The sequence below is a fragment of the Pseudoxanthomonas spadix BD-a59 genome, assembly GCF_000233915.3.
Classification (GTDB): domain Bacteria; phylum Pseudomonadota; class Gammaproteobacteria; order Xanthomonadales; family Xanthomonadaceae; genus Pseudoxanthomonas_A; species Pseudoxanthomonas_A spadix.
This window is the reverse complement of the sequence record NC_016147.2, coordinates 926,379-941,289: the sequence shown is the minus strand read 5'-3', so window position 1 is coordinate 941,289 and position 14,911 is coordinate 926,379. Positions and strand designations below refer to the sequence as shown.

Below are 14,911 nucleotides of genomic sequence, written 5' to 3'. Positions count from 1 at the left end.
GGTTCGTTCCATCCAGTGGAAGGATTGCCCCAACTTGAGCACCGGGCCCGCAAAGCCGCCTGCCCTGGCCCTGGCCTTGGCCCTGGCCTCGGCGCCACGTCGCGAGCTGTATTCCCTGGCCCTGTACCGGGTGCTGGAAGCCGGGATCCTGGCCGGCCTGCTGTTCAGCCCGCTCTCGGACATGCTGGGTGCCAGCGGCAACCAGTCACCGATGCTGGCCACCTGGGTGACCGTGTTCTACCTGGTCTTCTCGCTGGCGATGCTGATCCTGGGCCGCAACGAGCAGCACCTGCTGCCGATCGTCATGATCGGCGCCTGCGCCGACATCGCGGTGGCCAGCCTGATCACCTACGCCCTGCCCGAAGCGGCCCCCGGGGTGGCCATGCTGTTGCTGTTCAACGTGGCTGCGGCCTGCTCGCTGCTGCCGCTGCGCTGGGGCATCGGCGTGGCCGTGGCCGCCACTGTCGCGCATTTTGCCGAATACCTGGTCGCGCTGTTGGGCACCAATCCAGACCGTCCGCTGGCCGAAGTGGTGATGTTCTGCATCAGCTACCTGGCCGTGGGCCTGCTGGCGGTGCAGATCGGCCTGCGCGCCCGGCGCAGCCAGCAGCTGGCCGACGACCGCGGCCTCGAGGTTGCCAACCTGGTCGAAGTCAACGAACTGATCATCCGCCGCATGCGCACCGGGGTGCTGGTGGTCGACCTGGAAGGGCGGATCAGGCTGGCCAACGAGGCGGCCACCGGCCTGCTGGGCAGTGCCACCGAACACCCCGACTCGGACACCGGCACCCTGCTCCAGAACGTCGCCCCGGAGCTGGCCCGGCGCCTGCAGCGCTGGCGCAATGGCTGGCAGAACGAGGAAGCGCCGCTGGCCCTGGCGCCGGACCAGCCCGACATCCAGCCCCGCTTCGCCCGCCTGCTGGCCGGCAGCGAGCTGTCGCTGGTGTTCCTGGACGATGCCACCGTGGTCTCGCGTCGCGCCGAATCGCTGACCCTGGCCGCGCTGGGCCGGTTCTCGGCCAGCCTGGCCCACGAGATCCGCAATCCGCTGGCCGCGATCAACTACGCGGTCCAGCTGCTGGAGGAATCGCGCGAGTTCAACGCCAGCGACCGGCACCTTTTGGGCATCATCCACCAGCAGTGCCAGCGCACCAACGGCATCGTCGAAAGCGTGCTGGGCCTGGCCCGGCGCGAACGTGCCATCCCCGAGCACACCGATCTCAATGCCTTCGCCCAGGACTTCGTCTACGAGTACCAGCAGTCGATGTCGATCGAGACCGACAGCCTGGAGGCGGTCACCGGCAACCGCCCGGTCAGCGCCCTGGTCGACCCGCGCCACCTGCACCAGGTGCTCACCGTGCTGGTCCACAACGCCCTGAATTACGGGCGCATGCCCGGCGAACCGGCGCGGATCCGGCTGCGCGTGTTCCAGCTGGACCAGCGCGCGATGATCGACGTGCTCGACCGCGGTCCGGGCATCCCGGCGGCGGTGGCCGCGCAGCTGTTCCGGCCGTTCTTCACCACCTCCGAGCATGGCACCGGCCTGGGCCTGTACATCGCCCGCGAGCTGTGCCGGGCCAACCAGGCCACCCTGGAACATGTCGCCGTGCCCGGTGGCGGCAGCTGCTTCCGCATCTCCATGCCCGGCCCCAACACCCTGCTGTCGTAGGGCGGGTCTCGACCCGCCATCACGGTGCATCTGGCCGGTCATGGGCTGTCGGCGTAGGGCGGGTCTTGACCCGCCATCACGGTGCATCTGGCGGTTATGGGCGGCGGGTCAAGACCCGCCCTATGTCCGCGGCTCTCCCCCTTGGGCCCATCCAGCAGGTAGACTGCGTCGCACGCAACGCGAGACCATGATGAGCGACCCCCGTAGCGCCCTGATCGTCGATGACGAACGCGACATCCGAGAGCTGCTGACCCTGACCCTGGGTCGCATGGGCCTTCGGATCGACACCGCCGCCAATGTCGGCGAAGCCCGCGAGCTGCTGGCCCGCAACCCCTACGACCTGTGCTTCACCGACATGCGCCTGCCCGACGGCAATGGCATCGAGCTGGTCGAGGAGATCTCGCGCAATTTCCCCCGTACGCCGGTGGCCATGATCACCGCCTTCGGCAATGTCGAACTGGCGGTGGAGGCGCTCAAGGCCGGCGCCTTCGACTTCGTCAGCAAGCCGGTGGACATCAACGTGCTGCGCGGCCTGGTCCGCCACGCGCTGGAGCTCAATAACAGCGAGCGCCCCGCGCCTGCGCCCGCCCCGGCCCAGCACGCCATGCGCCTGCTCGGCGACTCGCCGGCCATGGCCGAGCTGCGCCAGACCATCGCCAAGGTCGCCCGCAGCCAGGCCCCGGTCTACATCCTGGGCGAGTCGGGCGTGGGCAAGGAGCTGGTCGCCCGCACCATCCATGAGCAGGGCGGCCGCGCGGCCGGTCCCTTCATCCCGGTCAACTGCGGCGCGATCCCGGCCGAGCTGATGGAAAGCGAGTTCTTCGGCCACAAGAAGGGCAGCTTCACCGGCGCCCATGCCGACAAGCAGGGATTGTTCCAGGCGGCCAGCGGCGGCACCCTGTTCCTGGACGAGGTGGCCGAGCTGCCGCTGCCGATGCAGGTCAAGCTGCTGCGCGCCATCCAGGAAAAAGCCGTGCGCCCGGTCGGCGCCTCCGGCGAGACCCAGGTGGACGTGCGGATCCTGTCGGCCACCCACAACGACCTGGGCGAACTGGCCCAGGACGGCCGCTTCCGCCACGACCTGTACTACCGCATCAACGTCATCGAGCTGCGCGTGCCGCCCCTGCGCGAACGCACCGGCGACCTGCCGCTGCTGACCGGCGCCATCCTCACCCGCCTGGCCGGCCACCAGCAGCGCAGCGCGCCGCACCTGACCGCTGCCGCGCTGGAGGCCCTGGCCCGCTATCCCTTCCCCGGCAACGTGCGCGAGCTGGAAAACATCCTGGAGCGGGCCATGGCCATGGCCGACGGCGAGGCCATCGACGCCGGCGACCTGCGCCTGCCCCAGGCCGAACGCCGCGCCCCAGCGCCATTGGCCGCCCTGCCACCCGCGCAGGACCACGACCCGTTCCGCCCCAATCCCGGCCCGTTCGGCAGCCCGCCCCCGGCCAACGGCGCCCCGGCCGGCAACGGCGATGCCGAGGGCCCGCTGCCCTCCTACATCGAACAGATGGAACGCGCCGCCATCCACAAGGCCCTGGAAGACAACCGCTGGAACAAGACCAAGGCCGCCGCCCAGCTGGGCATCACCTTCCGCGCCCTGCGCTACAAGCTCAAGAAGCTGGGCATCGAGTAATCGCCCCGCCCATGCGGCCGCGGCGGCCGTAGGGCGGGTCTCGACCCGCCGCTCGTCTCGACCCGCCGCCCCGGTCTCGACCCGCCGCTCCGGCCCCACGCATAGGTATGCTCAAGACACAACGCCATCAACAGGGCCACCACCATGACCACCACCGCCAAGCTGTTCACGCTGGGCAAGGCGCAAGCCGTCCGCATTCCCGCACGCTACCGCCTGCAAGCCGATGAAGTAGAGATCACCGAACAGGACGGCGCACTGATCCTGCGCCCACGCCCCCGCACGGCCGCCGATGTCTTCGCGCGCGCACGGGCGATCGCGCGCGGGGCTTTCGACGACTGGCAGCGCCCGGCGCAGGGTGATGCTAAACCCGTCGAGCCGCTGGATCCGTGAGGCGTGGCGGCGTCCTACCTGCTGGATAGCAACACCATCATTGCCGGCATCAAGGCAGAGCCCCGCGCGTTGCTGAACCGCCTGGCGGGGCTGGCCTCGTCGCGCCTGTTCATCTCCTCGTTGGTGCTTGCCGAGCTGCAGCTGGGTGCCGAGAAGTCATCGCAGCCGGCAAAGGTGCATCGGGTCGTGCAGGTGTTCATCGAGGGGATGGAAGTCCTGCCGTTCGACGCAGGCGATGCGATGGCCTATGCAAAGATTCGCGCCGCCCTGGAACGCAAAGGCCAAGTGATCGGTCCGCTGGACACGCTGATCGCCGCGCAAGCGCGCGCACGTGACCTGGTGATGGTCACCGACAACGTGCGCGAGTTCAGACGCGTGCCGGGGCTGGTGGTCGAGAACTGGTTGCGCTGACGCCCCCGCCCCAATCCGCACAAACGCCGATCACCACGTAGGGCGGGTCTCGACCCGCCGCTCAGGCTCACCGGTCAAGCCCATCGCGCCCCAAGCCGCATAAACGCCGATCACCACGTAGGGCGGGTCTCGACCCGCCGCTCAGGCTCACCGGTCAAGCCCATCGCGCCCCAAGCCGCATAAACGCCGATCACCGCGCAGGGACCCGCCCTACGATCCGCCTTCGATCGACGCGTGCGTGTGGGGGATGGATGGCAATGGCGGGTCGAGACCCGCCCTACGATCCGCCGTCGATTCATGCATGTGCGTGGGCGGAGGCATGGCGATGGCGGGTCGAGACCCGCCCTACATCCATGCATGTGCGTGGGCGGATGCATGGCGATGGCGGGTCGAGACCCGCCCTACGTGTGCGGTCCGGCGCGCGTTGGCGGCTGGGGCGCAACACGCTCAGCGCAGCCTCGCAGGCCTTCCTGCCCGAGCCGCAGGCGGAGTTTGGTGAGCCAAATGACCCGGATTTGCCCGCAGCGCGCTGCCGGCACGGGCGTTTGGCGACGGTCGCAGTAGGCGGGCGATTTTTTCTCAGCCTCTCAGTACAGCGGCCGCAAGGCCTCGGCCAGCGGCCGCAGGTGCGCCTGGTAATGCTTCCACACCTGGCCCCGGTCGCGACGTACGCCCTGCCTGGCCAGCGCCGCACTGGCGGTGGCGACCCGACCCGATTCGCGCTCCACCTCGGCCATGGAAGCCTGGTAGGACAACCCGCAGTATTCGGCGACGCGCTCGCCCACCGCCTGCGGGTCCGCCACCAGCGCGTCGTAGCTGACCTGCAGGATGCGGCCGGGCATCACCTCCATCCAGTGCCGCATGAGCCTGGCGTACTGCAGGTAGAAACCGGCCAGTTCTTCCTGCACGTAGGAATAGGTGGCGACGCCGGCAAACAGCGTCCTCAGGTTGGAGAAGCACGTATCCATGGGATCGCGCACCAGATTGATGATCCTGGCCTGCGGCAGCGCCCTGGCGATGAAGCCGGCGTTCCAGAAGTTCATCGGCAGTTTTTCGGTGAAGAAGGGCTTGCCCCGGCTCAGCCATTGCGCCGCCGAAGCGTAGCCTTTGGCCACCGCATCGTAATCGAGGCCGGCGGCACGTTCGACGATCTCGAAGTCAAGCCGGTTGGCGTACTGGCGGTTGGCGGCCAGCTGCATCTGCGCATCGAACGAACCGGTTTCTCCGGCATCGGCGACCTGCGAGTGGCCCGACAGCATGCGCTCCAGCAACGTGGTGCCGGAGCGGTGCATGCCGAGTATGAAGATGGGGACCGCCGGCTGGGGGACACCACTGGCCGCTTCCACGAAGGGCCGGTCGCAACGCTCGATCAAGGCGTCGACCAGGCGCGCATCGTCGCGGGGCACGTATTGCACGTGGCTGCGCTTCACCCGGCAGCCGCGCTCCAGCGCCTTCCATGCTTCCTCGTAATCACCCAGGTCATGCAGCTCCTTGTGCAGCGCGTAGCACAGGTATGCCTCGCCTTCCTTGCCCGGGTTGGCTTCCTTGAGCTGGCGCCGCAGACGGTCGACATGATTGGCCTGGCGCGTCTGGGTGCGCACGCTCGCCAGCATCCATGAGTTCTGGTACAGCCTGGGATCGGCCACCAGCGAGGCTTCGTAGCACTGCTCGGCCTGCTCGGGTTCGCCGGAGAACAGGTGCAGGTTGCCGCGCACATAGAGGATCGCCGCGTTGTTCGGGTCGCGCGCCACGCCGCGTTGGGCCATGCGCACCGCGGCCTGGTGTGCGCCGATCGAACTGAGCATGACCACGCCGCGGGCGACCACCGGGACCGGCGCCTGTTCGGCGAACCGCGCATCGGAGAGGCACTGTTCCAGCGCGGCAAATTCATTGAAGAAACGCAGGCGCTGGGCCAGTGCGTAGATCAGCGCCGGATTGCCCGGACGCTGCGCCCATGCGGCCATGATGGCTTCATGCGCCTGCACATGCCGCCCCTGCGTGCTCAGCACACTGGAAAGCCCGATCAACGAAGGCACGTGCGACCGGTCGCTGGCAAGCGCGCGTCGATAGGCGCGCTCGGCTGCGTCCCACTGCTTGCGATCCACCGCCTTTTCCGCTTCCACCCACAACTGATGAGCTGCCACGACATCACCGCCTGATCAGGATCGCCGAACGCTTCCGGCGCCCGGTTTGCCGGGGCCGACCGCTCGAATGCGCCATGATATCTCGCAGTGAAAACCAAAAACCGGGGTCCAAAACCGGGGTCAGAGTCGACTTTCTCCTGCAGTGCCGCCGAGCCCGGTGCAGGCGGGGAGAAAGTCGACTCTGACCCCGGTTTTGGACCCCGGTTTTGGTCAGCTCGGAATCAGCACGGCGATCATGTGGCTGACGTAATCCTCGAACTCCTCGTGCTGCATCCGCGGCTGGTGCAGCTGCAGCGACAGCTGCAGGAAGCCGACGTAGGCCGCATAGGCCAGCCGCGCCCGGTGCCGGGCATCGGTGCGGCCCAGGCCAGCCTGGCGGAACGAGGCGATCAGGTAGTCCAGGCGCCGCTGTGACACCCGCTGGATCACCGGCTGCACCGCCGGGTGGTCCAGCGCCTTGAGCAGCTCGCTGTAAACAATGTGCGACTTGGCCTCGTGGGCGACCAGCAGGAACAGCTGGCGCAGGCGCTCGCGCGGGTCGGGCACCACTTCCAGGCTGCCGAACACGCTTTGCTGTTCCACCATTTCCCAGCGCTCCAGCGCCGCCTGCAGCAGCGCATCGCGGGAAGGGAAATGCCAGTAGAAGCTGCCCTTGGTCACGCCCAGGCGACGAGCGAGCGGTTCCACCGCGACCGCGGCGACGCCCTGTTCGGCGACCAGGTCCAGCGCGGCCTGGGCCCAGTCCTCGGCGCTCAGGCGCGGGGCACGGCTGGACGAAGTGGGACTGGGTGTGGCAGCGGAGGGGTTCATCGCGCCATTTAACCATACGCCAAAGCATGTACAGGTATGTTTTATGCAAGGCAGCGGGGACGTCTTTCGATCAAACGCTTGTATGGTTTGACGCGGTTCCCCAGGGTAGTCCATACTTATGCGTATGGTCAACGCCAAACCCACTGGAAAGCAGCCGCAGGCGACCTTGGAGACGGTGCGCCTGACCGGGGCATGCGGCACTGGATTGAATGCGACCATGTTCCGGCCGCCAGCGGCGGCGGGTCAGCGGCCGGCGATCCTCTATACCCACGGCTTCGGCCAGAGCGGCGGTGCCTGGCGCAAGAGTGCGATGGCACTGGCCAGCCAGGGCCACGCCGGGCTGACCTACGACGCGCGCGGGCATGGCGATTCCCAGCGCAACGCGCCCGAGCTGCGCTACGACGCCGAACAGTTCGTCGACGACCTGATCATCGTCGCCGGCGAACAGGCCGAGCCGCCAGTGCTGGTGGGGGCGTCGATGGGCGGGCTGTTCGGGCTGATCGCCGAAAGCCGCTGGCCGGGACTGTTCACGGCGCTGGTGCTGGTGGACATCACCCCGCACTGGGAGCAGGCCGGGCTGGCGCGCGTGCTGGAGTTCGCCACTGCGTTCCAGGACGGATTCGCGTCGCTTGAGCAGGCCGCCGACCTGGTCGCCGCCTACCTGCCCCACCGCCCGCGCCGCGCGGCGCAGGCGCTGGCCCCGCTGATGCGCCAGGACGCGGATGGCCGCTGGCGCTGGCACTGGGACATGCGCCTGATCGACGAACTGATCCGCGACAGCGCCCGCCACCAGGACGCCATCGCCGAGGCCGCACGCGGCGTCCGCTGTCCGGTCCTGCTGATCAGCGGCGGACGCAGCGAGCTGGTATCCGAAGACAACATCCGCACCTTTCGCTCGCTGGTGCCGCAGGCGCGGCACGTGCAACTGCCGCGCGCCGGGCACATGCTGGCCGGCGATGACAACGACGCATTCACCGACGCGGTGCTCGACTACCTGGGCACGCTGTCGCGCGCCCGGCACGCCCGCTTCTCCAACACCGACTTCGATCCTGCTTCCGGAGCACGCTCATGAGCATCCTGGTTCCGTTTCTCGCCGTGCTGCTGGCTGGCGGCCTGGCCGCCTACCACCGCATGCGTCTGGCCACCTGGGCGGCGATCAGTGCCTGCGCGCTGGTCGCCTGCTGGCTGCTGGGCGCCAACGCCGCCGCCTGCATCGTCGCGGCGGTGATCGTGGCGGCCATCACCGTGCCGCTGCTGCTGCCGCCGGTGCGCAAGGCGCTGGTCACCGCGCCAATGCTGAAGTTCTTCCGCAGGGTACTGCCGCCGCTGTCGCAGACCGAGCGCATCGCGCTGGAAACCGGCTCGGTCGGATTTGAAGGCGAGCTGTTCACCGGCGATCCGGACTGGCGCAAGCTGCTCGATTATCCCAAGCCACAGCTCACCGCCGAGGAACAGGCCTTCCTCGATGGCCCGGTCGAGGAACTGTGCAGGATGATCGACGACTGGGACATCACCCACGTGCGCGCCGACCTGCCACCGGAAGTTTGGGATTTCGTCAGGCAGCACAGGTTCTTCGGCATGATCATCCCGAAGGAATTCAGCGGCCTGGGCTTCTCGGCGCTGATGCACCACAAGGTGATCCAGAAGATCTCCTCGATCTCCTCGGTGGCCAGCTCCACGGTCGGGGTGCCCAATTCGCTGGGCCCGGGCGAACTGCTGGTCCATTACGGCACCCAGGAACAGAAGGACTACTACCTGCCGCGCCTGGCGTCGGGCCTGGAAGTGCCCTGCTTCGGCCTGACCGGTCCGTTTGCCGGCTCCGATGCGACCTCGATCCCCGACTACGGCATCGTCTGCAAGGGCCAGTGGAACGGCGCCAACGTGCTGGGGGTCAGGCTCACCTTCGACAAGCGCTACATCACCCTGGCGCCGGTGGCCACGCTGATCGGCCTGGCCTTCCGCATGTACGACCCCGATGGCCTGCTCGGCGACACCCGGGATATCGGCATCACCCTGGCGCTGCTGCCGCGCGACACCCCGGGCGTGGACATCGGCCGTCGCCATTTCCCGCTCAACTCGCCGTTCCAGAACGGCCCGATCCACGGCAAGGACGTCTTCATCCCGCTGAGCCAGCTGATCGGTGGCGCGGACATGGCCGGCAAGGGCTGGAACATGCTCAACGAGTGCCTGGCCGTGGGTCGCTCGATCACCCTGCCTTCCACCGCCTCGGGCGGTGCCAAGTTCGGCGCGGTGGTCACCGGCAGCTATGCGCGCATCCGCAAGCAGTTCGGCCTGTCGATCGGCCGCTTCGAGGGCGTGGAAGAAGCCCTGGCCCGGATCGGCGGCAAGGCCTACGCGATCAGCGCGCTGGCCCAGGCCACCGCCGCAGCCGTGGACCGCGGCGATGTGCCGTCGGTGCCCTCGGCGATCGCCAAGTACCACTGCACCACCATGGGCCGCGAGGTCGTCTCCGATGTGATGGACGTGGTCGGCGGCAAGGGCATCATCCTGGGACCGAAGAACTTCGCCGGCCGCTCCTGGCAGGCCGCGCCGATCGGCATCACGGTCGAAGGCGCCAACATCATGACCCGCAGCCTGCTGATCTTCGGCCAGGGCGCGATCCTGTGCCACCCGTGGGTGATGAAGGAAATGAAGGCCGCACAGGACCCGGACCACGGCGCCGGCCTGGAAGCCTTCGACCGCAGCCTGTTCGGCCACATCGGCTTCGGCATCTCCAACGCAGTGCGTTCGTTCTGGTTCGGCCTGACCGCCGCGCGCATCGGCGCCGCGCCGGGCGATGCCTACACCAGGCGCTTCTTCCGCAAGCTGGACCGTTACTCGGCCAACCTGGCACTGATGGCCGACGTGTCGATGCTGCTGCTCGGCGGCAAGCTCAAGTTCAAGGAATCGCTGTCCGGTCGCCTGGGCGACGTGTTGAGCCACATCTACATGACCAGCGCGATGCTCAAGCGCTACCACGACGATGGCGCCCCGCAGGCCGAACAACCGCTGCTGGCCTGGGCCTTCCACCACAGCGTGCATGAGATCGAACTGGCCCTGTCGGCGGCGCTGCGCAACTTCCCGGTGCGCCCGGTGGGCTGGCTGCTGTGGGCATTGATCTTCCCCTGGGGCCGCCGCGCCGAGGCGCCGGGCGATCGCCTGGGCCATCGCGTGGCCGCGCTGCTGATGGCGCCCAACGCCGCCCGCGATCAGCTGGCCGACGGGGTCTTCCTCACCCCCTGCGAGAACAACCCGGGCGGCCGCATCGCCAGCTACCTGGCCAAGGCCGTGGCCGCCGAGCCGGTGGAACGCAAGTTCATCAAGGCGCTCAAGACCAGGGGCATCCAGGCGCTGGACTTCCCCTCGCAGCTGGACGAGGCCGTGCGCGAGGGCCTGATCACCGCCGAGGAGCGCCTGCAGCTGGAAGAGCTGCGCACGCTGACCATGGACGCCATCAGCGTGGACGACTTCGATACCGAGGAACTGCGCTCGGCCGGCTATCGCCCCGGTCCGATCGGGGCCGCCTCGCGCGAAGCGGCGTAAGCACGCCGCTCAAGGTGGATCTGCAACGGCGGAGCTGGTGTCCGCCGTTGTGCTGTCGGCAGTCTTGCATGGCCCACCGCTGAAGCCCGATCCTCGCAGTCCGGCGCATGCCCGGTCGGAAAAAAACGCCGCCGGCTGCAGTGGGCACGGAGCTGGCTGCCACGATCAAGACGTGTGCGGGCGCTCTGCCGGCAGCTTGCTGGCCTGGCGCAGCAGGCACAACGCACCGGCGGTCATGCCCGAGGCAACCACCAGGCCGGCACCGAAGACCACCTGCGAGCCGAATGCCGACAGCAGCTTGTGCAACCACACAAAGCTCAGGTCACCGCCGCGGTAGATCACCGTGTCGATCGCCGCGCCGGCCTTGTAGCGCCACTCGCGCGGCACCCGGGTATAGATCGTCTCGCGTGCCGGCTTGGCCAACGAGAATTCGCCGGCGCGCGTGACCACCTGCACGATCGCCACCATCATCGGCAGCGGCGAGGCAGCCAGCGCCGCGTACCCCAGAATGATCGCCGCGCCCGGGATCAGCAGTGCCGGGGCGATGCCGTAGCGGGTGAGCAGCATGCGGGTGAGCAGTAGCTGCACCAGCAGGGTCAGGCCGTTGACCGCCAGGTCGATGCCGGAAAAATAGCGCGTGCTCTGGTCGGCCGTGCTGAAGGCAGCGCGCGCGATGGCGGCCTGTTCGTTGTACAGCAGGGTGCCCACGCCGACGCCCGACACCACCATCACTGCCATCCAGCGCAGCAGCGGCTCGCGCGCGATCAGCTTCAGGCCGCCGAGGATATCCCCGCCCATCGGCACTTCGCCGCTGGCCAGGTGGTGCGCCTGCTCGCGCTGCACCGCCCACCACCGCAGCCGGTAGATGCACAACAGGCACATCAGCAGGAAGCCGGCTGAAACCAGCATCAGGTTGGCGAACCGATCCGGTCCACCAGCAGCCGCGTCAGCAGCGGTCCGGCCAGCGCGCCCAGGGTGCCGGCCGCGCCGATGTAGCCGTAGCTGGCGCGTGCCTGGGCATCGCTGAAGACATCGGCCATGAAGCTCCAGAACACCGCCACCGCAAACAGGTTGAACACCGTGATCCACAGGATGAAGGCCATCCCGCGCCCCGCGACGCCGCTGTCGAACATCACGTAGAAGCCCAACAGCGTGACGATGAAGAACCCGTACACCACCGGCAGGAACACCCGCCGCGGGAAGCGGCTCACCAGCGCGCCATACAGCGGCTGCAGCAGCAGCATGATCAGGAACACGCAGGTAAAGATCACCTGCAGCGTGAAGTCCTTCAGCGCCATGCCGCGCGCGGCGAAGAAGGCGATCATCTCCGGCGGGAAGATCGTGCGGATGTCATTGGACGAGGACATCGCCTCGCGCACTGGCCGCAGGATGTAGTACCCGGTGAGCAGGCAGAAGAAATACAGGAAGGCCCACGCCAGCGGCGGGGAGGCGCGCAATGCCTGGCGGAAACGGCCGATCATCCCCGGACTGCCGGTGGCCTGGTTCACCGCGCGGCCGATCCCGACCGCTGCACAGACACCGACATGGGCGCGCACTCCAAGGCCATCACGCGCGCACGGTAGCCGATGCACTGCAACATCGCCAGACTGCGCACCGGCGAGCTCGCACGGTGACGGATCAGTGGCCTCCTCCGGCCTGCGGGCGCGTGGCCAGCCACACCCCGAAGGCTGCACAGGCAAAGCCGGCGCCCTTGAGCCAGGTCAGGTGCTCGCCCAGGGTGAAGTGGCCAAACACCGCCGTCACCGGCGGCATCAGGAAGAACAGCGCGGCCACCTGCGTGGCCGCACCGCGCCGGATCAGCAGGAACAGCAGCGCGAAGCCACCGATCGAGTTCACCAACACCAGCCAGCCCAGCGGCAGGAAGAAATCACGCGTGCCGTCCAAGTGCAGCCCTTCGCCCAGCGCGAATGGCAGCAGCACCAGCGTCGCCGCAGCGTTCTGGACAGCCAGGGCCAGACGCATGTCCAGGTGCGCGGCATGCCGCTTCTGGTAGAGCGTGCCGGCGGTGATGCCAACCAGGCCCAGCAGCAACATGCCCCAGGCCGGCAGCGGTGTAGCGCCGTCGACCCGGTCGGCCACCACCAGCACCACGCCCAGCAGGCCCAGCGCCATGCCCAGCCAACGCCACAGGCCCAGCCGTTCGCTGCCGTCCAGGGTGGCCACCACCGCCACCAGCAACGGCATCGCGCCGATCACCAGCGCCGACACGCCGGCGTTGGCGCCCATCCGAAAGGCCACGTAGACCGCACCGAAGTGCAGCGCCAGCATCAGCACGCCGGTGACCGCGCTCTGCCACAGCTCCACCCGGCTGCAGCGGCGCACCCGCGCCACCGCCGCCATCGCACCGAACAGCAACGCGGCCAGCCCGAAGCGCAGCACCAGCGAGGTCAACGGCGCCGCATGTGCCACCACCGCCTTGCCGGCGATGTAGCCAGTGCACCAGACCAGGACAAAGCCGGTGCCCAGCAGGGCGTCGCCGCGGCCGCGCGGGGAGGGGACAGTGGGGTCTGACATCGGGATGATCATGGCCGAACCGGGTCGGGCGGTCTTTACCGCTTTGGTCGCGCAGCAGCGCAAGGATGCAACCGAGGATGAAGGCCAACCCCGCCATGGGCGTCGCCGCGCGCGCAAAAGCCGTATTCAGAAAACCGTACAAAATCCAGCGCGATGAACAAGATGGCGGGCCTTGTTCGCACGGTTTGTGCATTCGCGCGCGCCAGCGTTATGATCCGGCCAAGCGAGAGCGCAGGGGTGTTGGACATGCAGGAACACAGCGGACAGCGTCGTGCGCGGCCCTGGCGATTGAGCTCTTTGGCCATGCTGTTGCCACTGGCGCTCTCCTCTACCGCCCAGACCCCTACCCTTCCGGCGCCGCTGCCGGCCGTGGGCGGCACGACGGGCCAGGTCTCCAGCGCCGCTGCCCAACGCTGGCGCGCCGCGCCGGCGCCTTACCAATCCCCGACCAAGCCGCTGCCTTATCGCACCGCGTTGAACCCCGCGCAGGTGCGCCCGGTTGCACCGGGCTTCGACGTGGCCGCATTCGAAGCACTGGCCAATGACCTGACCGTTGGCCAGCGCGTCCCCGGCCTGGCCATGGCCATCGTCCAGGACGGCCGCGTGATCAGCGCCCGCGGTTACGGCGTGACCGACGTGCGCAACCCGCAGCCAATCAACGCCCACACCGTGTTCCGCCTGGCCTCGCTGTCCAAGGCCTTTGCCGGCACGATCACCGGCCTGCTGGTCAACGACGGCGTGCTGCGCTGGGACAGCAAGGTGGCCGACTACGTCCCCAGTTTCCAGCTGATCGATCCGGTTGCCACCGGCCAGGTCACCGTGGCCGACGTGCTCAGCCACCGCACCGGCTTGCGTTGGCACAACGCCTTCGACCGGGATATCGAGGCCAACGCCGACTACTACTCGGTCTCGCAGAAGCTGGCGACCGCGCCGCTTGGCTGCAAGCCGGGCCAATGCTACGAGTACCAGAACGTGGCCTTCAGCCTGGTCGGTGACGTGGTGTTTGCCGCCACCGGCAGCTTCTACGACCAGGCCGTCGATCGCCGCATCTTCAAGCCACTGGGCATGAACGATGCCAGCATCGGCCTGGCCGGCATCGAGCACAGCCCCAGCTGGGCGCGTCCGCACGTGCGCGCACGCAGCGGCTGGGCCTCGCTGCAACCCAAGCCCACCTACTACCGTCTGGCACCGGCCGCCGGTGTCAATGCCAGCGCCAGCGACATGGCCCAGTGGCTGCTGGCGCACCTGGGCCATCGCCCCGACGTGCTGCCGGCACCGCTGCTGGCCACGCTGCACGCGCCGCTGATCAGCACCCCTGGCGAGATGCGCGCCGGCTGGCGTGGCGCGCGCGTGGATTCGGCCAGCTATGCCCTGGCCTGGCGCGTGCTGGACTATTCCGGCCAGCAGGTCGTCTTCCATGCCGGCGCGGTCGAGGGTTACCGCGGGCTGGTGGCAATGGTGCCGGGGCGTGATTTCGGCGTGGCAATCCTGTGGAACAGCACCAGCCCACTGCCATCGGGCCTGCTGCCCACCGTGCTCGATACTGCACTGGGCCTGCCGCCGCAGCAATGGCTCCACACCGAGCTGGGCAAACAGCTGCTGCTGGCCCAGACCAACGGCCACCCGCTGCCGCAGACGCTGCAGATGGCTGGCAACGACGATGCCGCCGCCGACGACGAGCCCGGTGCTTCTTCCGGCGAGGCCGTGGCCGCGCCGCACTGACCGCCCGCTGCGCCTCGATCACCACAACGCCGGGCTTGCCCCGGCGTTGTG

10 protein-coding genes and 1 pseudogene are annotated in these 14,911 nt (G+C 68.5%); 7 read left to right on the top strand and 4 right to left on the bottom strand.

The genetic code is table 11. From position 1 onward, the window contains the following. Positions 1-34: 34 nt before the first annotated feature. From DSC_RS04165 to vapC, 4 genes are all read left to right on the top strand, one after another. Positions 35-1,669, top strand: coding sequence for a sensor histidine kinase (locus tag DSC_RS04165; RefSeq protein ID WP_014159881.1), 1,635 nt, complete (start codon positions 35-37; stop codon positions 1,667-1,669). A gap of 190 nt (positions 1,670-1,859) precedes the next feature. Then, positions 1,860-3,305 carry a sigma-54-dependent transcriptional regulator gene (locus DSC_RS04160; RefSeq protein WP_014159880.1) on the top strand — a complete coding sequence of 482 codons (1,446 nt, stop codon included), beginning with the start codon at positions 1,860-1,862 and terminating at the stop codon, positions 3,303-3,305. 144 nt (positions 3,306-3,449) lie between these two features. Further along, the gene (locus DSC_RS04155; RefSeq protein WP_014159879.1) at positions 3,450-3,695 is read left to right on the top strand and encodes an antitoxin; all 246 of its coding nucleotides are present in this window, start codon (positions 3,450-3,452) and stop codon (positions 3,693-3,695) included. A gap of 3 nt (positions 3,696-3,698) precedes the next feature. Further along, entirely contained in the window at positions 3,699-4,106 is a 408-nt protein-coding gene (gene vapC, locus DSC_RS04150) for a type II toxin-antitoxin system tRNA(fMet)-specific endonuclease VapC (RefSeq protein WP_014159878.1), read from the top strand. A 587-nt stretch (positions 4,107-4,693) separates the two neighbouring features. Here vapC and DSC_RS04145 read toward each other — a convergent pair. Further along, on the bottom strand, positions 4,694-6,250 hold the full coding sequence (locus tag DSC_RS04145) for a tetratricopeptide repeat-containing sulfotransferase family protein (protein WP_043290396.1): 1,557 nt from the start codon (positions 6,248-6,250) through the stop codon (positions 4,694-4,696). Positions 6,251-6,460: 210 nt separating this feature from the next. Beyond that, on the bottom strand, positions 6,461-7,060 hold the full coding sequence (locus DSC_RS04140) for a TetR/AcrR family transcriptional regulator (protein ID WP_014159876.1): 600 nt from the start codon (positions 7,058-7,060) through the stop codon (positions 6,461-6,463). 124 nt (positions 7,061-7,184) lie between these two features. Here DSC_RS04140 and DSC_RS04135 point away from each other — a divergent pair, with 124 nt between their 5' ends. Together DSC_RS04135 and DSC_RS04130 are read left to right on the top strand one after the other, a co-directional pair. After that, entirely contained in the window at positions 7,185-8,132 is a 948-nt protein-coding gene (locus DSC_RS04135; protein WP_043290395.1) for an alpha/beta fold hydrolase, read from the top strand. Then, a complete protein-coding gene (locus DSC_RS04130) occupies positions 8,129-10,603 on the top strand; it encodes an acyl-CoA dehydrogenase (protein ID WP_014159874.1) in 2,475 nt (824 codons plus the stop codon). Before DSC_RS04135 ends, DSC_RS04130 begins: the two co-directional genes overlap by 4 nt. 165 nt (positions 10,604-10,768) lie before the next feature. Here the strand turns inward: DSC_RS04130 and DSC_RS04125 are convergent. Then, positions 10,769-12,084, bottom strand: a pseudogene (locus DSC_RS04125) (NTP/NDP exchange transporter). 157 nt (positions 12,085-12,241) lie between these two features. Then, entirely contained in the window at positions 12,242-13,138 is an 897-nt protein-coding gene (locus DSC_RS04120) for a DMT family transporter (RefSeq protein WP_043290394.1), read from the bottom strand. 246 nt (positions 13,139-13,384) lie between these two features. Between DSC_RS04120 and DSC_RS04115 the strand changes: the two genes are divergently transcribed. After that, the gene (locus tag DSC_RS04115) at positions 13,385-14,860 is read left to right on the top strand and encodes a serine hydrolase domain-containing protein (protein ID WP_043290393.1); all 1,476 of its coding nucleotides are present in this window, start codon (positions 13,385-13,387) and stop codon (positions 14,858-14,860) included. The last annotated feature ends 51 nt before the right edge of the window (positions 14,861-14,911 follow it).